At 42.4% G+C, this 20,648-nt stretch carries 12 protein-coding genes and 6 pseudogenes; 8 read left to right on the top strand and 10 right to left on the bottom strand.

Features of this window, described 5'->3' with window-relative positions; translation table 11 throughout:
* Positions 1 to 23: 23 nt before the first annotated feature.
* The 3 genes from ACOBWA_RS05000 to leuC form a co-directional block, all read right to left on the bottom strand.
* A complete protein-coding gene (locus ACOBWA_RS05000; RefSeq protein WP_420230369.1) occupies positions 24 to 746 on the bottom strand; it encodes a hypothetical protein in 723 nt (240 codons plus the stop codon).
* A gap of 137 nt (positions 747 to 883) precedes the next feature.
* Complete coding sequence (gene leuD, locus ACOBWA_RS04995; RefSeq protein WP_057759322.1) at positions 884 to 1,534, bottom strand: 3-isopropylmalate dehydratase small subunit; 651 nt, start codon at positions 1,532 to 1,534, stop codon at positions 884 to 886.
* 142 nt (positions 1,535 to 1,676) lie between these two features.
* Positions 1,677 to 3,095, bottom strand: coding sequence for a 3-isopropylmalate dehydratase large subunit (gene leuC, locus ACOBWA_RS04990; protein ID WP_057759320.1), 1,419 nt, complete (start codon positions 3,093 to 3,095; stop codon positions 1,677 to 1,679).
* A 375-nt stretch (positions 3,096 to 3,470) separates the two neighbouring features.
* Between leuC and ACOBWA_RS04985 the strand changes: the two genes are divergently transcribed.
* Together ACOBWA_RS04985 and putP are read left to right on the top strand one after the other, a co-directional pair.
* Positions 3,471 to 4,343 carry a LysR family transcriptional regulator gene (locus ACOBWA_RS04985; protein ID WP_101205469.1) on the top strand — a complete coding sequence of 291 codons (873 nt, stop codon included), beginning with the start codon at positions 3,471 to 3,473 and terminating at the stop codon, positions 4,341 to 4,343.
* A 456-nt stretch (positions 4,344 to 4,799) separates the two neighbouring features.
* Positions 4,800 to 6,298, top strand: a pseudogene (putP, locus tag ACOBWA_RS04980) (sodium/proline symporter PutP).
* A gap of 418 nt (positions 6,299 to 6,716) precedes the next feature.
* Here the strand turns inward: putP and ACOBWA_RS04975 are convergent.
* The 3 genes and pseudogenes from ACOBWA_RS04975 to ACOBWA_RS04965 all read right to left on the bottom strand — a co-directional run bounded on the left by ACOBWA_RS04975 (position 6,717) and on the right by ACOBWA_RS04965 (position 10,136).
* Positions 6,717 to 8,044, bottom strand: a pseudogene (locus tag ACOBWA_RS04975) (OmpP1/FadL family transporter).
* A 382-nt stretch (positions 8,045 to 8,426) separates the two neighbouring features.
* On the bottom strand, positions 8,427 to 9,659 hold the full coding sequence (locus ACOBWA_RS04970; protein WP_420230368.1) for an OmpP1/FadL family transporter: 1,233 nt from the start codon (positions 9,657 to 9,659) through the stop codon (positions 8,427 to 8,429).
* 219 nt (positions 9,660 to 9,878) lie between these two features.
* Complete coding sequence (locus ACOBWA_RS04965; protein ID WP_420230367.1) at positions 9,879 to 10,136, bottom strand: SlyX family protein; 258 nt, start codon at positions 10,134 to 10,136, stop codon at positions 9,879 to 9,881.
* 231 nt (positions 10,137 to 10,367) lie between these two features.
* Between ACOBWA_RS04965 and ACOBWA_RS04960 the strand changes: the two genes are divergently transcribed.
* The 6 genes and pseudogenes from ACOBWA_RS04960 to ACOBWA_RS04935 all read left to right on the top strand — a co-directional run bounded on the left by ACOBWA_RS04960 (position 10,368) and on the right by ACOBWA_RS04935 (position 16,736).
* A complete protein-coding gene (locus tag ACOBWA_RS04960; RefSeq protein ID WP_420230366.1) occupies positions 10,368 to 12,311 on the top strand; it encodes an ATP-binding cassette domain-containing protein in 1,944 nt (647 codons plus the stop codon).
* 521 nt (positions 12,312 to 12,832) lie between these two features.
* Positions 12,833 to 13,417 carry a ubiquinol-cytochrome c reductase iron-sulfur subunit gene (gene petA / locus ACOBWA_RS04955; RefSeq protein ID WP_057759305.1) on the top strand — a complete coding sequence of 195 codons (585 nt, stop codon included), beginning with the start codon at positions 12,833 to 12,835 and terminating at the stop codon, positions 13,415 to 13,417.
* Positions 13,418 to 13,424: 7 nt separating this feature from the next.
* Positions 13,425 to 14,645, top strand: a complete 1,221-nt coding sequence (locus ACOBWA_RS04950; RefSeq protein WP_370587744.1) for a cytochrome b — start codon at positions 13,425 to 13,427, stop codon at positions 14,643 to 14,645.
* Positions 14,645 to 15,358, top strand: coding sequence for a cytochrome c1 (locus ACOBWA_RS04945; RefSeq protein WP_101205476.1), 714 nt, complete (start codon positions 14,645 to 14,647; stop codon positions 15,356 to 15,358). The genes ACOBWA_RS04950 and ACOBWA_RS04945 overlap by 1 nt, the downstream gene beginning before the upstream one ends.
* 194 nt (positions 15,359 to 15,552) lie before the next feature.
* Positions 15,553 to 16,166 (top strand): annotated as a pseudogene (locus ACOBWA_RS04940) (glutathione S-transferase N-terminal domain-containing protein).
* Between the two features lie 132 nt (positions 16,167 to 16,298).
* Positions 16,299 to 16,736 carry a ClpXP protease specificity-enhancing factor gene (locus tag ACOBWA_RS04935; protein ID WP_102078541.1) on the top strand — a complete coding sequence of 146 codons (438 nt, stop codon included), beginning with the start codon at positions 16,299 to 16,301 and terminating at the stop codon, positions 16,734 to 16,736.
* Between the two features lie 149 nt (positions 16,737 to 16,885).
* On the opposite strand, the gene dcd is transcribed toward ACOBWA_RS04935, so the two are convergent.
* From dcd to ACOBWA_RS04915, 4 genes and pseudogenes are all read right to left on the bottom strand, one after another.
* Complete coding sequence (dcd, locus tag ACOBWA_RS04930) at positions 16,886 to 17,461, bottom strand: dCTP deaminase (protein WP_058024138.1); 576 nt, start codon at positions 17,459 to 17,461, stop codon at positions 16,886 to 16,888.
* Between the two features lie 134 nt (positions 17,462 to 17,595).
* Positions 17,596 to 18,818 (bottom strand): annotated as a pseudogene (gene apbC / locus ACOBWA_RS04925) (iron-sulfur cluster carrier protein ApbC).
* 196 nt (positions 18,819 to 19,014) lie between these two features.
* Positions 19,015 to 19,814, bottom strand: a pseudogene (locus ACOBWA_RS04920) (3-hydroxybutyrate dehydrogenase).
* 127 nt (positions 19,815 to 19,941) lie between these two features.
* Positions 19,942 to 20,570, bottom strand: a pseudogene (locus ACOBWA_RS04915) (3-oxoacid CoA-transferase subunit B).
* Positions 20,571 to 20,648: the final 78 nt, after the last annotated feature.

The following is a 20,648-nucleotide window of genomic DNA, read 5'->3' as shown; positions in this document are numbered from 1 at the left end:
TTTGAGCTTTTCATACTCATATTTTATGCTGCCATTTTTTTGGCTTTAGGTGCTAGTGTTACTGCTTTGGTCATACCCGTCTCTACAAACTCACCTTGATGCTCAGCGTCTAGTTGCTTACAGAATCGGCGCTGTACTTTCATACCTTGCAATAGCTCAATACATAAAGGCTCAGGTGATGCTGTGTCCAATAGACTGCCTGATTTTTCGCTGTTCTTCTTCTGATAAGCACGTAACTGATAGGTACCTGCTTCAGTGAAATCATGAATCATCGCAAAACGCTCAATATAGCCCATGTTATTTTCTGGATAAAAATTCACATGTACTTCGTGTTTGGCAGGCATGACCCGTGCATAGTAGTTGGTCAATCCTGGCATACTCGAAGGCGCTAACGGCACAACTTTTATGGCATTTTTATTGACCAGTGGTGTCATATCCATATTCATCGATGTTTTTGCCATACCTTCTTGACGTGGTAAGGTTGTCATAATCTGAGGACTGATTGGCTCATGACTGTTGGGCGCAATAATGAGCGTTTTATCTATCTGCACAATTTCGCAATGATATGTACCCACACAGGCAATATTTACTTCACCAGCGATAGGTTTAATTTTACCTACCCATGCCTCGGCACTCTCTGCTTCATCTATTTTTTGATAGCCTGTCATCAATAGCTGACAGCCTGACAATAATAAGCTTGCAGCAACAATTGTACTTGTCCATAGAGCATAACGTTTTGTATTCATAATGGCGGCTACTATTCAAGAGAGATAATAAAATGTAGTGAAAAACTATTCTTCATTTTAGACAGTTCACCGCCATAACTCAACGCTGCGTTGCGACTACTCACAGTTTTATAAGCAGTAGATTATAGAATGACCTTCTACGCTCGTACGTCGTTAAATATCCACGGTGTTTTTTGCATCATTTGTTGCTCGTAATCTTTGATAGCATCACTTTGTTGCAATGTTAAACCAATGTCATCCAGTCCGTTTAACAAGCAATGCTTGCGAAAGGCATCTACTTCAAAGGCATACTCTTCACCAGTTGGTGTGATAACGACTTGACGTTCAAGATCCGCGGTCAACTCATAGCCTTCGTTGTCGAACGTTGCTTTCATTAATGTATCTACAATCGCTTCATCCAATACAATAGGCAACATGCCATTTTTAAAGCAGTTATTGTAAAATATATCTGCAAAGCTAGGCGCAATTACCGTACGGAAACCATACTCTGATAACGCCCAAGGTGCATGCTCACGACTAGAGCCACAACCAAAGTTTCTACGTGCTAGTAAGATAGTAGCACCTTGATAACGTGGTTTATTTAATACAAAATCTGGATTGATAACTCGTGTGCTATTGTCTTGACCAGGATAGCCTTCATCAAGATAGCGCCAATCGTCAAATAAATTTACGCCAAAACCTGTACGTTTAATAGACTTTAAAAACTGTTTTGCGATAATTTGGTCGGTATCGACGTTTGCGCGATCTAACGGGCAAACGATACCTGTTTGGGTGTTATAAGCTTGCATAAAATTTCCTATCAATTATATTTTTGCTGGCTGATGGTCTTGATAAGCGTATTAAACAGTAAATAAGTTTTTACCATCTTTGACACCATGCTCATATATTTATCATTAATACAAGCATGATGTCAGCTACTTATTATCAGTCTTAAAACGTACGAACGTCTACAAAATGACCTGCCAATGCTGCTGCAGCTGCCATTGCTGGGCTTACCAAATGCGTACGACCACCATTGCCCTGACGACCCTCGAAATTACGATTAGACGTTGAAGCACAGTGTTCTTGTGGCTCAAGTTTATCTGCATTCATCGCAAGACACATTGAGCAGCCCGGCTCACGCCATTCAAAACCAGCTTCAGTAAACAACGTATCCAAGCCTTCAGCCTCTGCTTGCAACTTCACCTGTCCAGAACCTGCAACAACGATCGCTTCTTTTACGTTATCAGCAACTTTGCGACCTTTGATTACCGCTGCCGCATCACGTAAATCTTCGATACGTGAATTGGTACATGAACCGATAAATATACGATCAAGTTGGATATCCGTAATTTTCTGACCTGCCTCTAGTCCCATATAGGTATAAGCACGTAACCAGCCCTCTTCTTGAGCTTCATCAATGGCTTGATCTGGTGTCGGTACAGATTGCGTGATATCTACTACCATTTCAGGCGATGTACCCCAAGATACTTGCGGTGCGATCTGACTACCGTCGATTTCTACCACAGTATCAAATACCGCGTCATCGTCTGAATATAGTGTACGCCAGTAGGCTTCCGCTTGTTCCCATTGTGCTTCGCTTGGCGCATATGGACGACCTTTGACATAGTCAATCGTCGTGTCATCTACCGCAACCATACCAACACGCGCACCTGCTTCGATCGCCATGTTACAGACGGTCATGCGACCTTCCATACTCATGTCTTCGAACACTTGACCTGCAAATTCAATCGCGTGTCCTGTTCCACCTGCTGTACCAATCTTCGCAATAATAGCTAATACCACATCTTTTGAAGTGACGCCAGCACCAAGTTGACCAGTGACACGGATTTGCATGTTTTTTGATTTCTTTTGAATCAAACACTGCGTTGCCAATACATGCTCAACTTCGGAGGTTCCGATACCATGAGCCAAACAGCCAAGCGCCCCATGAGTCGCTGTATGCGAGTCACCGCAAACAACCGTCATACCCGGCAAGACCAAACCTTGCTCTGGACCGACCACATGCAAAATACCTTGACGGGCATCATTGATAGTAAATTCAGCAATATCAAACTTGGTGCAGTTATCATCCAAAGTGACAACCTGCAAGCGTGATACCTTGTCTTTAATCCCAGGCACCCCTTCTAGGCGCTCTTTGGTGACAGTCGGCACATTGTGATCTGGACTGGCAATGTTAGCCGATAAACGCCATGGCGCTCTGTTTGCTAATTCCAACCCTTCAAATGCTTGTGGACTCGTCACTTCATGCAACAGGTGGCGGTCGATATAAATCAGGCTCGAACCATCGTCGCGCTTAGTGACTTCGTGAGCGTTCCAAAGTTTGTCATATAACGTTTGACCAGCCATGTTGCTATCCTTTATAGGTTACTAATTACTTAATTTTTTACTTACTTGCACATTGCCAAGCTAAGATTCTATGTAAATGCTATGTCTATCTACAATGTTTAATAATTACTGTCGTATCTAAAATTTAAATATTATTTCTTTATGAGACCCAACATATGACTAAAATTAACGCTTAAAATACGTTTTAAATGGCAAATAGCCAATTTTTTAGAATAAATATGTCACAATATGCCTCGATGTCTTGTGATTATAGCAGGCAAATCCTATAATAATAATTGATGATTTTTAACCAGACGCAAACTTTTATTTCTAATACGTTGTGATTGGGTCAGCCAACTTTTATTTATAGCTCGTAAAGTAGCTAAGGACATTCGTTTGAACACCACAAACTTGACGACATTCGTTACCGTTATGCACACTGGCAGTATCTCAGGCGCCGCAGAAAAGCTGTTTATCACGCAGCCTGCTGTCAGTAAACGTATCAAAAACTTAGAAGACGAGTTTAACATTACCTTGTTTGATACGGTAGGACGTGGAATTGTACCTACTCAAGCTGCCAGTGAAATGCTACCTCATGCCAAGCGTTGGCTGGAAGATTATGAGAATTTTAAAATCAACTTGCAGCATTCTCAGCATATCGTCTCTGGCAAATTAGTCATTGGTACTAGCCATCATATTGGCCTACATCATTTAGCACCTGTCCTTAAACACTTTATTCAAGCTTATCCAGCTGTTCAGTTAGAAGTACACTTCGTAGATTCTGAAAAAGCTCATAAAGCAGTACTAGATGGTGATTTGTCTTTAGCCTTTGTTACGCTTCCACCTGTCTACGATAAGCGGCTAACCTATCACACGCTCTGGTCAGACCCTCTTTATTTTATGACGGGTACGCTATCACCTTTGGCTACTAAATCTAATGTGACGTTGGAGCAGTTAGCGCGCTATCCTGCCATTTTGCCTTCTGCCAATACCTTTACCAGTCAGATTACCTTGGCTGAGTTTGCCAAGCACAATCTGAAGCCTTATGCCACGATGAGCACCAACCCTCTTGAGTCTATCCGTATGCTGGTATCTGTTGGTCTTGGTTGGTCAGTACTACCACAAACGATGGTCAGTCAAGACTTGGAACGTATCGATATGGCTGACAATATTGAATTACAACGCTATTTAGGTGTGGTCATCAATCCAAAATTAACTCAATCTAGCAGCGTGACCGCCCTACTAGACTTACTTGCGCCTATTGAATAAAAAGAGCTCGCTATAACAGTCTAACCATTAAGCTATTCGCATTTGTGACTCTCATGCGTTATAATACGCTTGACGTTGTTTTTATAACAAAAATTTACCACAAGGACACTGATAGTCATATATTGAATACTTCTAGTAAGATATGATGGTTAACAGTAGGTTTAATGGTTTTGGTTGATTGTGTAGGTTGCTAATACTCATATACAAATAGCAGATGCGAGCAATAACAATAGATAAGTGGAATGCGAAATTCCCATTGTTCTCTATCTCTATATGAGTGCTAGCCATAGAACAACATCAATCATATAAAACTACAGAAGATACTGAAAAAAGCCATTATGTCTCAATTAATGGCTTTTTTGTCTTTAAATATTGTTTTGGACATCGCCTTGTAGGACAGAACTTTTATAGTTAAAAAATAATTACAGCCAACCATGTTGGTTAAGGACAATTTATATGAACGGAGTTTCTAGTGGCGTGCTGATATCACTCGGCGCCTATTTCTTAGTGATGATTGGGATTGGTGTTTACGCTTATTTTAAGCAAGCCAATGATACTGAAGGCTATATGTTAGGGGTCGTAACTTAGGCCCAGCAGTAACCGCACTTTCTGCAGGTGCATCAGATATGTCAGGTTGGTTACTACTTGGCTTACCTGGTTATATGTTTGCCGATGGTGTGGTCAGTATTTGGATCGCGCTTGGTTTGACATTAGGTGCATTACTAAACTATCTCATCGTAGCACCTCGCCTTCGTGTTTATACCGAAGTGGCTGACAACGCTATCACCCTACCCGATTATTTCGCCAACCGCTTTGAAGACAAGTCGCACATGCTACGCGTCATCTCAGCCGTGGTCATCATTCTATTCTTTACCGTCTATACCGCTGCAAGTCTTGTAGGTGGTGGTAAACTCTTCGAAAGCTCACTTAACCTATCGTATAGTACTGGCCTTTGGGTTACTGCTGGTGTGGTTGTGGCTTATACGCTATTCGGTGGTTTCTTAGCGGTATCTATGACCGATTTCGTACAGGGCGTCATCATGCTGTTTGCCATGGTAATCGTACCTGTCGTTGCCTTTACTGATCTTGGTGGTATTTCAGCCACGACAGAAGCGGTTAGAAATATCGACCCTACCCTTTTAGACGTTACCAGCGGTATGAGTGTCATCGGTATTATCTCGTTAATGGCATGGGGTTTAGGTTACTTTGGCCAACCGCATATTATCGTACGTTTTATGGCGATTCGTTCAGTGAGAGATGTACCGACTGCACGTAATATCGGTATGAGCTGGATGGTTGTGAGTCTTATTGGTTCACTAATGACTGGTTTTGCTGGTCGTGCCTACGTACAAAAAACTGCGATGACGCTGGACGATCCTGAGACTATCTTCTTAGTATTCACTCAGTTCTTGTTCCATCCATTGGTTTCAGGTTTCCTATTAGCAGCTATTTTAGCGGCAATTATGAGTACTATCTCATCACAGCTATTGGTTGTATCAAGCTCTCTAACCAAAGATGTATACAAACTATTCTTTGATAAAGACGCACCAGAAGCTCGCCAGGTATTGGTTGGTCGTATCTCAGTTATCATTGTCGCTATTGTTGCCATTATGCTAGCGTCTAACCCAGATAGCTCAGTATTGAACTTAGTTTCTAATGCATGGGCAGGATTCGGTGCAGCGTTTGGTCCATTGGTTATCTTCAGCCTTACATGGCGTGGTATGAACCGTAATGGTGCTGTTGCCGGTATGGTTGTTGGTGCGTTGACTGTTATCCTATGGATTTATGGTCCTTTCCAAGTAGATGGTATGGCACTAAATAGCTGGTTATATGCTATCGTTCCAGGCTTTATCTTAAGTACTATCGCTATCTTTGCCGTTAGTATGATGACTGGTGGCCCAAGACCTTCAGTTTCTGCTAAGTACAAAGAGATGGAGTTAAACTTAAACAAATAAGTTTACGTAAAATCTTAAGATTATTGTTATAAAAAAACCTCGTCATTATTGGCGAGGTTTTTTTATGAGTAACGATTTAGTATATTTAACCTACTACAGTATTAAAACAAAAAAATTATGACAAATGAGACAGTTGTACGGACAAAGATAGTAGCATGGATATACTACGCTAGATTATCCTAGCCTATTTGGCAGTCCAACTGCTACACACCCTTGAACGGTAGGCCTTTATTAAGACAATTACCTTTATTTAGCACCGTATATTTGGCTACCTAGCTATATGACTTAGTAATATACAAATAATCTTTGCTGTTCTACCTATATTCGAGCACTAATAGTCAAATAGGTAATAGAAAGCCCATAAAAAAGCAACCCGTCACAGGTCGCTTTTTTATTATTTAACAATTATATAGAAAGATTATTTTCCTTGATAAGACAGTTTTACACCAGCGATGAAGCCATCATTGTCTTCAAAATCAGCAACGATTTTTCCACTAGGTAGCTGACCTTGTGCGTCACCGAACCATAAGTATTTGCCACCGGCAGACACTGCCCAGTTTTCAGTCACGTTGTATTTGGCCCCAAGACCAACACTATAGTAACCGTCAACAGGACCTAAAGATGTTGTCGGATCACCAGCACCACTATCCCAACCAACCGTACCGCTGATCGCAAGTGCTGGTGCGACACGCTTGGCCAGACCCAACTCTACTTGCCATTGGTCATCATCGTATTCAACCAAGTTCAAACCATCAGGGCGTGCTGCGTTAGTGCTTACTTCATTATACAGTGGTGGCGCGATAACAAAGTCGCTCCACGGTACCCAGCGTACTTTTGCGGTGGCTAGCGTTGTAGGGTTAATGCCAGTTTGGAAGTCAAAGTTGACTGATTTAGGAGTTGTAATCTCATATCTACTATCTTGAGTACTTGGAAGAACACGTGGAGGAACTCCAATTCCACCAATAGTTGGTGCTAAAGGGTAGGTTTCAGATATTTCAATATCATGATCAATCTCAGAACGGTAAGTTAACGCAGCTTTCAAAGCGATTTCAGGCTTACTAAAAGAGAAACCTGCAATATAACCATAGTCCATGTCAGGGTTACTGTTTGAAGTATAACCAGTGGCTGGACCATAAGCAAGACCACGTAGTTTCGTTGTAGATTCAATGCGCTGTGCAACTGGACCGCCATAAACTTGAAAGTTTTTATTGGCGCCAAATTTCATACCAAGAATACCTGTTAAGCTCTGGCTACGAACCTCTACATTAGTGTTTTCACCAGCAGTTCCAGCTTCAGCTCCAACTATCGCATTACCTAGTGGCCCGCTAGGTGCTGGATCATTAGCAAACTCACCACCTGAGTCAACTGGATTTGTATTTGCGACAAAATTATTATCACCGCTATATTCCGCCGCAGCACCGAAAGGCTCATCATATAGTAAACCAATACTAAATGTATCGTTGATATCGGTTTTTACACCATAACGGAAAAAGTCATAAGACTCAGCAATATCGCCCGTTTTGTTACCGCGTACATAGGTATTATCGAATGGGTTGTTATTGGAACTATCATAGCCACTAACATCAGCATCGATATAGGTATAAACGGCTTCAGCGTAAGTACCGTCTTGAAAAAGGCGGTGACATCTTGACCTGAACGATCAAGACCAGCAGCATTAGTCATGCTAGCGACAGAGAGAGTAGCGATTGCTACTGCAAGTGTTTTCAAGTGAAAGGTAGTGCGCATTGTGTATCTCCAACGGTCCTTGTTGTATTACTACTTTAATAATCAATATATAGCATTGCTGCGCTTAACATTGAGAGTATCAAAGTCGTGTCCTAAGTTGAATACTAATGCCTTTTTGACACTAAAACAACAATTAAAGTGCTTTATTTCTCAATTATGACTGAACAGTACAAATAAGATATAAATAGAACAATGTCATTTACTTATTGTCTTTAGTATGATTTTGAGATAGCGCCCATAGTCAGAAGATAAACTCTCATTCTTATTTGAAATTTTCTAAATATATTTTCATTAAGAAATCGTTCACAAAAAAAGCGACCTATAAAGAGTCGCTTTTTTATTAATAATATTTAGAAGTTTTGCTATATAGCTAAGTTGTGAATTACTGAGCTTGGTAAGAAACTTTTACACCAAGTACAAAGCCATCATTACTTTCGAAATCACTAACAATCGTTTTACTTGGGATTTGTCCTTCTGCATCACCAAGCCATAGATACTTACCACCAGCTGATATCGCCCAGTTTTCAGTGACATTATACTTAGCACCTAGACCCGCGCTATAGTAACCTTCAGTAGGACCTAATGAGGTCACAGGGTTGCCAGCACCGCTATCCCAACCAACAGTTCCACTTACTGCTAGTGCTGGCGCTAGGCGTTTAGCAAGCCCTAGCTCTACTTGCCACTGATCATCGTCATAGCTGACCAAATCCAAACCTTCAGCAGGAATGCCAGCACCAAAAGGTGATGCTGCTAGTGCTTGGCTAACACCATTATATGACGATGGAGTAATAGCAAAATCGCTCCATGGTACCCAGCGTACTTTAGCAGTCGCTAAAGTTGTAGCATTAATACCAGTTTGGAAGTCAAAGTTTACTGACTTGGGTGTAGTAATCTCAATACTGTCCACACTACTTGTTGGAAGCCCAAAAATAGCAGCAGCTGGATAACTTTCAGAAGCTTGCGCATTATGTTCAATCTCAGAACGATACGTTAATGCCGCTTTTAATGCAATTTCAGGCTTACTATAAGCAACACCAGCTAACCAGCCATAATCTTGGTCAGCATTGATATGTGTACTATAACCATCTGCTATAGAATAAGCTTGTCCACGTAGTTTTACATCAGCTTGGACGCGCTGAGCGACTGGACCACCATATACTTGGAAGTTCTTATTCTCACCAAGTTTTACGCCAAGGATGCCAGTAATACTCTCAGTACGCACTTCTACATTAGTACTTTCACCATTTGGTGCAAAAGGTAAATTAGGATTTTGTTCAACAGAAACAAAGTCGTTTTCACCGCTATAATCAGCCGCAGCACCAAAAGGCTCATCATATAACACACCAACGCTAAATGTATCGTTGATGTCTGCTTTTACGCCATAACGGAAAAAGTCATAAGACTCGGCGATATCGCCAATCTTATTATTTGAAGAGTCTTTACCAGTAACATCAGCATCGATATAAGTGTAGACAGCTTCTGCATACGTGCCGTCTTGTAGGAATGCGGTGATATCTTGGCCTGAGCGATCAAGGCCAGCAGCACTAGCAGCGCTAGCGAAAGATAGAGCAGCAATAGCTACTGCAAGAGTTTTTAAGTGAAAGGTGTGGCGCATTTTACATCTCCAAACATCCGCATTGTTTTACTGTTTTACTTAATTTTCTTAAGTAAACAGCATCCGAGGTGGAAGATAGTAAAGATTTTTTAACACTAAAACAACTACAAAAACACATTATTTCTATGTTATGACCACATAGTCATTAAACAGTATCTATATATAAAAATACGTATATATTTTCCGTTATTAAAAGATTTTCTTTCCAAATCTTACTTATCAATAATGTGGCGGTCTGTCTGCCATTACATCGAATGGTGCAATGCCACTTTCCGTATCTTGACCCTCGATTTGTTTATAAATAAGCTGTAGTTGACGTTGCAGCGTATGAATATCTCTGTCTTGTCGCGTGATTACGTCATCCAGTCGTTCGACAGTTACTTCAAGATGCGCGAGGCTCATTTGCAGATCGACTACTTGAGCTTGCAAATCATTTTGAACATCAGAAGTATCGTCTGTAGTTTTAGATTGGTTCATATTTTTCTCTAAATTATAGTAAGTATTAAAGTGAAAGAATGGATTGTTGAGAGGTACTGTAGATTAGTGATAAATCTACAAACATAATCATGGAATAGCAGCCGTTAGTAAAAGCAATAAATAGTACTGATAAAACTATTTACTCGCACTACAGTGACGCGGTGGCATGTTATACTGCAGGCAATTTTGCAACAACCCCTACCTCACTATTATATAAGCTTAAGATACTCTATGGCACTGATTCATTTAAAAGACATTCACTTAGCCTTTGGCGTCGCGCCTGTTCTTGATGGTATTGATTTTTCTATCAATACAGGCGAGCGTGTGTGCTTGATTGGCCGTAACGGCGAAGGTAAATCTACTTTGTTTAAACTGATCAATGGCTCATTGCAGCCTGACAGTGGCGAGATTATTACCAACAGTAGTATGCGTGTAGCGATGCTAGAGCAAGATGTTCCTGAGACTAGCGGTCGCATATTAGACATCGTTATGGGCGGTAGTCGTCGCACGGCTGATTTGCTCATTAACTATAATAAGCAAGTCGATATGTGCGCGAATGGCGATATGGATGCCTGTGAGCATATGGCGACCCTACAGCATGATATCGATGCGGTACATGGTTGGGACTTAGAACGCGATGCCATGCGTCTGATTACGACCATGGGCCTTAATCCAGAAGACGACTTATCATCTCTATCTGGTGGTCGTAAACGCCGCGTGTTACTTGCTCGTGCGCTAGTTACTAAGCCTGATGTGCTACTACTAGATGAGCCAACCAACCATTTGGATGTCGAAAGTATCGAATGGTTAGAGCGCTTTTTGCTTGACTGGCAAGGTTTGACGTTGTTGTTCGTGACTCATGATAGAGCATTCGTAAATAAGCTATCGACTCGCATTATTGAGCTTGACCGTGGCCAATTGACCAGCTATGACGTAACACAAGGCGAAGGTGGTTACGCGCGCTATCAAGAGCTGAAAGAGCTACAGTTACAAGCTGAAGAAAAGAACAATGCCAACTTTGATAAAAAACTGGCACAAGAAGAAGTTTGGATTCGCCAAGGTATCAAAGCTCGTCGCACCCGTAACGAAGGCCGTGTCCGTGAATTAAAAGCCTTACGTGAAGAGCGTAGCGATCGCCGTGAGCAAGTGGGCAATGTAAACATCACCATGGGTCAAGGCGAGAAAAGCGGTAAGCTTGTCTGTAAAGTTAAAAACTTACATCTTGAATATGACGGCAACATATTAGTAGATGATTTTACGACTACTATTATGCGTGGCGATAAAATTGGTATTGTCGGCCCTAACGGTGCTGGTAAAACCACGCTTATTAAAGCCCTACTCGATATGTCTGATGATGAAGTGACCAAGTCTGGTAGTGTCGAATTAGGTACTAATCTGAAAATTGCATTCTTCGATCAGCTGCGTGATCAGTTAGACCTTGAAGCAAGCGTTGCACAAAACGTTTCGGAAGGTTCTGACTTTGTCGAAGTTGGCGGTCGCAAGACGCACATCATGAGCTACTTGCAAGATTTCTTATTTGCACCAGAACGCGCACGTACACCTGTCAAAGCACTGTCTGGTGGTGAGCGTAACCGAGTACTACTGGCCAAGCAGTTATTGAAACCTGCCAATATTTTGGTACTCGATGAGCCGACCAACGATTTGGACATGGCAACACTTGAGTTGTTAGAAGAATCAGTCGCCAGCTTTGGTGGTACGATTTTGCTGATCAGTCATGATCGTTCATTCATGGACAATGTCGTTACCTCTACGTGGGTGTTTGGCGAAGATGAAGATGGCAAAGGCACTGTTAGTGAATATGTAGGTGGTTATCAAGAGTACCTCGTACAAAAGAACCGCGAAGAAGCATCTCGTGCTGCAAAAGCACCTGCCAACAATGCAGCAAGCAATAAAGCGACAAACAAGTCTGGCACAGCAGCGAAACCAAATAAGGCAGTCAAAAAGCTAAATTATAATGATCAACGCGAACTGGATAACTTGCCAAAAGAAATCGCTGCACTCGAAGCCGAACAAGCTCAATTGCAAGAAAAGCTGGCCGATGGCTCTTGGTTTAATACTGACTTTGATGCGGCGACAGCTGCTAGTGAGCGTCTCTTAACCATTGAAGATGAGATGATGCACAAGCTTGAACGCTGGAGCGAGCTTGAAGGCTAGTATTGGCAACTCTCTAGCTGAGTTTATTGGAATATCGCATGTGTATTTTGCATTGCGTATTTCGATAAACAAGTTTCTGATAGTCTGACAAAACCTTATTAATCATTATGAAAACATCACTACTTTATTATATAGAGTGGTGATATTTGTTTTACAGCAACTTACAAAGTAGTTAGATGGTGAAAGTTAGTGAACATTACCTTAATTTCAAGTATCATTCGCTATTGCTGAAAATCCTTATTATTTATAAGGTCATCACATCATAATCCTTGTTAAAGCAAAGTTAGCGTTAAACGTTGATAATCCAACTGTTTTGGTTTGATTATCATATTCAACCTTCTAATATGTCCTATTGAGGTTGCTTTATTTTTAACGCAATAATTTATTTTATCACCGAAATAGCTTAGAATAGCAACAATTAGCAAAATTAGGCACAGCTAAAGTGGCTTGATATTGTATATTTTCTAAGCCACAAACCCAGTGTGGGATAATCCCATTTCATTCACCTGGAGGAAGTATTAATGAGCCAAGCCGAAGGCGTTAATGTACAACGCCGTAGAGTTCTTATTGCCTCAACTGCCGCGATTGGTGCAGCTGGGGTAGCTGCCGTGGCGACACCTTTTGTCCGTTCTTGGTATCCAAGCGCTAAAGCTGAGGCTGCAGGGGCTGCAGTGACCCAAGACATTGGTTCTATCGAAGATGGACAAATGATCGTCGTCAAATACCGTGGTAAACCTATTTATGTGGTTAAGCGCACCGAAGACATGGTTGCAGGACTAGAGTCAGTCAAACCTCTATTATCTGATCCTGAGTCTGATGCGTCTCTACAACCTGAATATTGCAAAAATCCTACTCGCTCTTTAGATCCAACCGTATTGGTTGTCGAAGGCGTTTGCACACATTTGGGCTGTGCACCAAACTACCGTCCTGATGTGGGCGCGGTGGATTTAGGTGGTAATGATTGGTACGGCGGATTTTTCTGTCCGTGTCACGGGTCAAAATATGACTTAGCAGGTCGTGTATATAGCGGCGTCCCTGCACCACTTAATTTACCCGTTCCAGAATATGGTATGGATGGTACCATCTTGACGGTTGGGGAGGCTTAATATGAGTATGGGTAAAAAGTTAATGCATTGGGTGGACGCGCGTTTTCCAGCGACCGAAACCTATGAATACCATATGTCAAAGTACTACGCACCAAAGAACTTTAACTTTTGGTACTTCTTTGGCGTACTATCAATGATCGTACTAGTCAACCAATTGGTGACTGGTATATGGCTTACGATGATGTACAACCCAAGTGCCGAAGGGGCATTTGCGTCTGTTGAATACATCATGCGTGACGTAAAAGGTGGTTGGCTCATTCGCTATATGCACTCAACCGGCGCATCTGCGTTTTTCGTCGTTGTATACCTGCATATGTTTAGAGCGTTGCTATACGGTTCATACCAAAAACCTCGTGAGCTTATTTGGCTCATCGGTATGGGTATCTACCTAGCACTTATGGCAGAAGGTTTCTTTGGATACCTACTACCTTGGGGCAACATGTCATTCTGGGGTGCACAGGTTATCTTGAACTTACCTGCGGCGTTACCAGTGATTGGTGATGGCCTTGCTGAATGGGTACGTGGTGACTATATCATCTCTGGTATTACCCTAAACCGCTTCTTTGCTCTACACGTTGTTGCTATTCCATTAGTACTCGTGGGCCTAGTATTTATGCATATTGTGGCGTTGCACCATGTGGGTTCGAACAACCCTGATGGCATCGATATTAAGAAGCTAAAAGATAAAAATGGTGTGCCATTAGACGGTATCGAATTCCATCCGTACTACACTGTGCATGACATGGTTGGTATTGTTGTGTTCTTTATCTGCTTCTTTGCAGTGGTATTCTTCTTCCCAGAAGGCGGCGGTTTCTTCCTTGAACCACCAAACTTTGAGACAGCGAACTCACTGAAAACACCAGCACATATTGCACCAGTATGGTACTACACGCCGTTCTACGCTATTTTACGTGCGGTTCCTGACAAGCTTGGTGGCGTGATTGCGATGGGTGGTGCGATTGCCGTACTGTTCTTGATCCCATGGCTTGATAGGTCTCCTGTGCGCTCTATACGTTACAAAGGTATATTATCTAAGATTGCGCTGACCGTCTTTGCTATTAGCTTTGTTGTATTGGGTTACTTGGGTGCGACGCCTGCTACACCAACGGCAACCATCATGGCTCGTGTATTCACGATTCTATATTTCTTGTTCTTCTTACTGATGCCTTTCTACACTGCGATTGAGAAGTGTAAACAGCCACCAGAACGCGTTACCGGAGGTCACTAATGAACACGCTAATTAAATCCCTAGCTGGTCTAGGCTTAGGCGCGGCATTAACCTTGACTGCTGGTACGGCAATGGCTTCAGGCAGTGGCTGCGGTACATTCACCAATGCAGATGGCGTTGATGAACACCTGGCTTGTAGTACAGCTCCTATTGATTTTACCAATAAGGGCTCACTACAAAACGGCGCGAAGATCTTTATGAACTACTGTGCTGGGTGTCACTCAGCCAAGTACGTTCGTCATTCGCGCATTGCCAAAGATTTAGAGATACCGCCTGAGTTGGTTGAAAAGTATTTGATGGTTACTACCGATCAAATCGGTGACCACATTACTGCTGAGATAGATCCTGAGATTCAAGCGTCTTGGTTTGGCGCAGCGCCTCCTGATCTATCACTTGAGACACGTCTGCGTGGCGACGACTGGGTATATACTTACCTACTGTCGTTCTATGAAGATCCAAGCCGTCCTTGGGGCGCGAATAACTTAGTACTGGCCAATGCAGCGATGCCTCACGTATTGCATAACATGCAAGAAGAGTTGAGCCAAGAAGAGTTTGAATCTGAAGTTGGTGACTTGGTTAACTTTATGGCGTGGATGGGTGAACCTGCTCGTCACGACCGTCAAGTAATTGGTTTCTTTGTAATTCTATTCTTATTAGTACTGCTCATCCCAGTTTACTTATTGAATAAAGAATTCTGGAAAGATGTTAAATAAGTCATAGTCAGCAAACGGTTCTGAGAATTAAAAAGGCACTACTTCGGTAGTGCTTTTTTGTGCCTTGATATAAAGTGTAAATACTAGATAAGCCGGAAAATAAGTTGCTCAGCGCTAATGTTTACGTACACTACCTTGATAAACGTTGCGAGTTTGTTTACGATGACAACCTTCACTATTAACATTAGGCTTTCATGATTGATGCGAATGACATTCCAAGTAGTCAGCTAATTTTGTATGCTGATGACGGCTACGACAGTCATGTGGTACGCCTATTACTTGAAGAAAAAAGCTCGCTTACTATTTGTCTCGCTTACATTCTGAGCGCCCTGAAGATTTGACTGAGCTAAACCCCTATCATACCTTGCCTGTATTACAGCAGCGTGAGATTGCGCTTTATGAGATTAACGTTATTTTTGAATATCTTGAGGAACGCTATCATACGAACAAACTGCTCCCTGAGACACCGCAAGAGCGTGCACAGTTTCGCCAACTGGCTTGGCGCATTCAGCGTGATTGGTTAGTACTTGGTAAACGCTTGTTGACGCATCCAGACAGTTTTAATAAAGCACAAGCTGCCATTGCCAAAAAACAGCTCAGTGATTCATTAATTACTCTGTCACCGCTGTTCGCTCATAAGCCTTATTTTATGGCTGATGAGTTTGGCTGGTGTGACGTGTTATTAGCACCATTATTATGGCGATTAGATGAGATGGGTATTGAGCTGCCACGTGCCATTAGCCGTCCATTATTTGAATACCAGACGAGAGTGTTTGAGCGCAGTAGCTTCCAAAAAAGTGTGCGTTGATTAGACAAGTATCGAAAGCTGTCCTAAAATAAAGTATAAATAAGATAGATGTTAATTAGCATCTGTCATTTGATAAGTTGCTGAACGAGATATTTTTCATTATTAAAAATTATTAGTATAGGAAATCATTAAATGAGCGAAACCACCTCTATTACACCTACCCGCCCTTATATGGTACGTGCACTATATCAATGGATAGAAGACAACGCTCTGACACCATACTTGATGGTCGATGCCACTGCTGACAATGTGCAAATACCAACCGAACATGTGCAAGACGGTCGTATTGTATTGAATATCGCCAGCCGTGCTACTGGTAACATGAGTATGGAAAATGACTATATTCATTTTAGTGCGCGCTTCGGTGGTGTATCACAAGAAATCTGGGTACCACTTACTGCGGTGATGGGGATTTATGCTAAAGAGAACTCGCAAGGGATGTTCTTTGATCCAAAAGAGTATGACAACTATCAGCCAGAAGACGACTCAGCACCAATGTCTAACAACAGTCCTGCCAAAGCACCTAAACCAAAGCGCGATAATAAAGCGGGTTTAAAGGTTTTAAAGTAGAAAATCTTGAAATAAATAGAACCTTAGACCAATTCTATTTAACCCAATAAAAAAGCTAGCCATATTTAATATGACTAGCTTTTTTTGTTTTCTGTCTAAGGGCTTATCAGCTTTAGATAACTTATAAGCTCTTTCCCAGCACTTACTGATTAGGTTCTTGGTAGTGTCACACCGCGTTGACCTTGGTATTTACCACCACGATCTTTATAACTGGTCTCACAGACATCATCAGCATCGCTTTGGAAGAACAGCATTTGCGCAACGCCTTCGCCAGCATAGATACGGGCTGGCAGATTGGTCGTATTACTAAACTCTAAAGTAACATGACCTTCCCACTCAGGCTCAAGCGGCGTTACGTTGACAATAATACCGCAGCGCGCGTAAGTTGACTTACCTAGGCAAATAGTCAATACATCACGTGGAATACGGAAGTACTCCATAGTACGTGCTAAAGCAAACGAGTTAGGTGGAATGATACACTCGTCACCAACGATATCGATAAAGCTTTTATCATCGAAGTTTTTAGGATCAACGACCACTGAATGTACGTTGGTAAAAACTTTAAATTCAGGAGCACAGCGCACATCATAACCGTAGCTTGAGGTACCGTAGCTAACCAAACGCTCGCCTGCATCATTAAAACGTACTTGACCTGGCTCGTACGGTTCAATCATGCCGTGCTCTTCGGCCATTTTACGAATCCAGCGGTCAGACTTAATAGACATTGTTGTTCCTTAGCAAATATTTAATAGCGACGATTATACGGAATTGACGGCTAGATTTATAGCATGATGGCTGTTTTATCCTACATTGGTTTTAGACTAGCTAAACAACCAGCACCCTATTCAATCATTAGACACTAGAAAATCCGCTTATCATCGACAGGCTTTGCAAATTTATTGATATTGGTTTCGATATTTTTGGCAATATCTAGATAATATTGTGCAAACTCATCATCAGCTAAGACGCTTGGCACACCTTTATCCACTTGTGCACGAATGCCACTGGCAAGTGGTAGCTGACCCAATAGTGGTACCTGATATTGCTCAGCGATAAACTCACCGCCACCCGTACCAAAGATCGCTTCGGTGTGGTTGCAGTTGCTACAAGTATGTAGCGCCATGTTTTCAACCACGCCAAGCACAGGAATATTGGTCTTGTTAAACATCTCAACGCCTTTTTGCGCATCGAGCAAGGCAACATGCTGCGGTGTCGTGACAATGACAGCACCCGTGACTGGTATGCGCTGTGCCAAGGTCAGCTGTATATCTCCTGTACCTGGCGGCATATCTATCACTAAATAATCTAGCTGCGGCCAGTTGGTTTGATTATAAAGTTGCATCAATGCACCCGTTGCCTTCGGTCCACGCCATGCAACAGGGGTATTATCTCCATCGAGTAAGCTACCGATAGAGAGCATTGCCATACCATGCGCATCGACCGGTACGAATTGCTCGTTTTCTAGTTGCGGCTTCACATCAGCAACGCCTAGCATCGTTGGCATACTAGGACCATAGATATCGGCATCTAGCACACCAACGCGATTGCCAAGCTTCTGTAGTGCTAAGGCGATATTGACCGTGGTGGTTGATTTGCCAACACCGCCCTTACCTGATGCCACAACAATAATATGACGGATACGAGGATGCGCGGCCAACGATGCTTGCGTAGGTGCAGCTTTCGTAATCGGTGGCTCAGCGTTAGTGCTACTAGCGTTGTTATTAGCGCCAGATGAAGGCTTGGATTCCATCGCATTGGTTGTCTTTGGCATCTGCTTTGGTAAGCTTGATCCTGAACCCTTTTCTGGTGCAGGCAGACGCACATTCATATGAATCGTCGTAATACCATGCGGATGTAGCAACTGCCCGAGCTCCTGCTGGGTAGCTTCAGGGTTGCTGTCTTTTGGCAAACGCAGGTCTAACGTAAGTGTTTCGCCATCACGCTCAAGCCCTGTGACCATCGTGGCGATACTGACAGCACCTATTTCATATCCAAGTAGGACTTTGTCAACGGCGCTATCACGCTCTGCCTGCTGCTGAGGCGTTTCGGTTTTTGTGGTTTTTTCTTCATAAAGTTAAACATAGCTACTATTATGGCCTATACAAGTGGGTAGATCTGGCAAATCGCTCAAGTCGTCTCATTGCGTATCTCACAACCGATAGCATTGATGATTATATTAGCCAAACCTTCTATCGTGACAGTGTAGCTGAATTGGACTCATAAAAAAACCACAACGCCAGTAGGTCTGACGTTGTGGTATATGCAAATTGTACATATATTAATTCATAAACCAACCATGACTGGCCACGATAGATTGTCCAGTGAATACATTGGTTGGGAAAGCCGCCAAAAATAGTGCCAATTGGGCAATGTCTTCTACTGTCGTAAACTCTTTATCTACGGTATTGACCAGCATAATATCGTTAATAACCGACTCTTCACTGATGCCTTTTTCAGCTGCTTGCTCTGGGATTTGTTTTTCGACCAACGGCGTTTTGACAAACCCTGGGCAAATCACATGCGAGCGTACTTTGTGCGCTGCACCTTCTTTGGCCAATACACGGCACAGTCCTAGTAGTCCATGCTTAGCAGTCACGTAAGGGGCTTTATATAATGAGGCCTCATGTGAGTGCGCAGAGCCCATATAAATAACTGTGCCGCCCTTATCACCTTTATACATGTGCTTAATCGCGGCTTTAGTGGTCAAAAAAGCGCCATCTAAGTGGATGTTCAGCATTTTTTCCAATCGCTAAACGCCATTTTATCGATAGGGTCAATGATCTGAATACCCGCATTAGAAACTAAAATATCAATACTACCAAAAGTATCAACTAGCTGTTGTACACCATCGTTTACTGCATCTTCTGAGGTAACATCCATGGCAATCGCCAGAGCACGTCCACCAGCAGATTCAATAGCATCGACGGTTTTTTGCGCCGCTTCAAGATTGATATCGGCAATACCCACCGCTGCGCCTGCTTTTGCATAAGTTTCAGCGATGTCACGCCCGATACCACTTGCAGAGCCAGTGACTAATGCTACTTTGCCTGTCAAATCTTGTTCTAATTGGGTCGCCATACATATTCCTTATCATGGTCTAAAATACTATTAATTTTTATAAAAATAGAACTGAATGAATACGCCACTATAATTATAGTGGCGTTTTATCTGCGGGATAAAGCTCATTGATTTTAAGACAATCACATTACTGGATAATGTTGACGGGCGTTTTTTCTTGTAACTCGTCAAAGCTAACACCATCTGCTAATTCAACCAATTTTAGACCGTTATCAGTAACGTCTAATACGGCAAGCTCGGTGATGATACGATCAACCACGCCTTTGCCTGTCAATGGTAGTTCACAGTTTGCCAAGATTTTTGGTTCGCCATGCTTATTGACTTGTTCCATCAATACAATCACACGCTGTACGCCTGCAACCAAATCCATCGCCCCGCCCATGCCTTTGACCATCTTTTTGGGAATCATCCAGTTGGCAAGGTCGCCTTTTTCTGACACTTCCATTGCACCCAATATGGCCAAGTTGACATGACCACCACGAATCATAGAAAAGACTCTGAGCTACTAAAATAGCTAGCACCTGCTTCTGCGGTCACCGTTTGCTTGCCCGCGTTAATCAAGTCGGCATCAACGTTTTCTGTTGTAGGAAACTCACCAATACCTAGCAAGCCATTCTCTGATTGTAGCCATACGTCCACGCCTTCAGGAATGTAGTTGGCGACCAACGTTGGGAGACCGATGCCTAGGTTCACATAGTAGCCATCTTGTAGCTCTTTTGCAGCGCGTTGCGCCATTTGCTCTCTTGTCCATGCCATGCTGATTTCCTTATTTTTTGCGATATTCTATTTTTATTCATTTAGACGGCCAGTTGTTTAATCAATTAGCTGTCTAAA

The sequence above is a fragment of the Psychrobacter sp. ER1 genome, from assembly GCF_048631835.1.
In the GTDB taxonomy this organism is placed as follows: Bacteria; Pseudomonadota; Gammaproteobacteria; order Pseudomonadales; family Moraxellaceae; genus Psychrobacter.
This window is presented reverse-complemented; position numbering and strand designations above follow the sequence as displayed.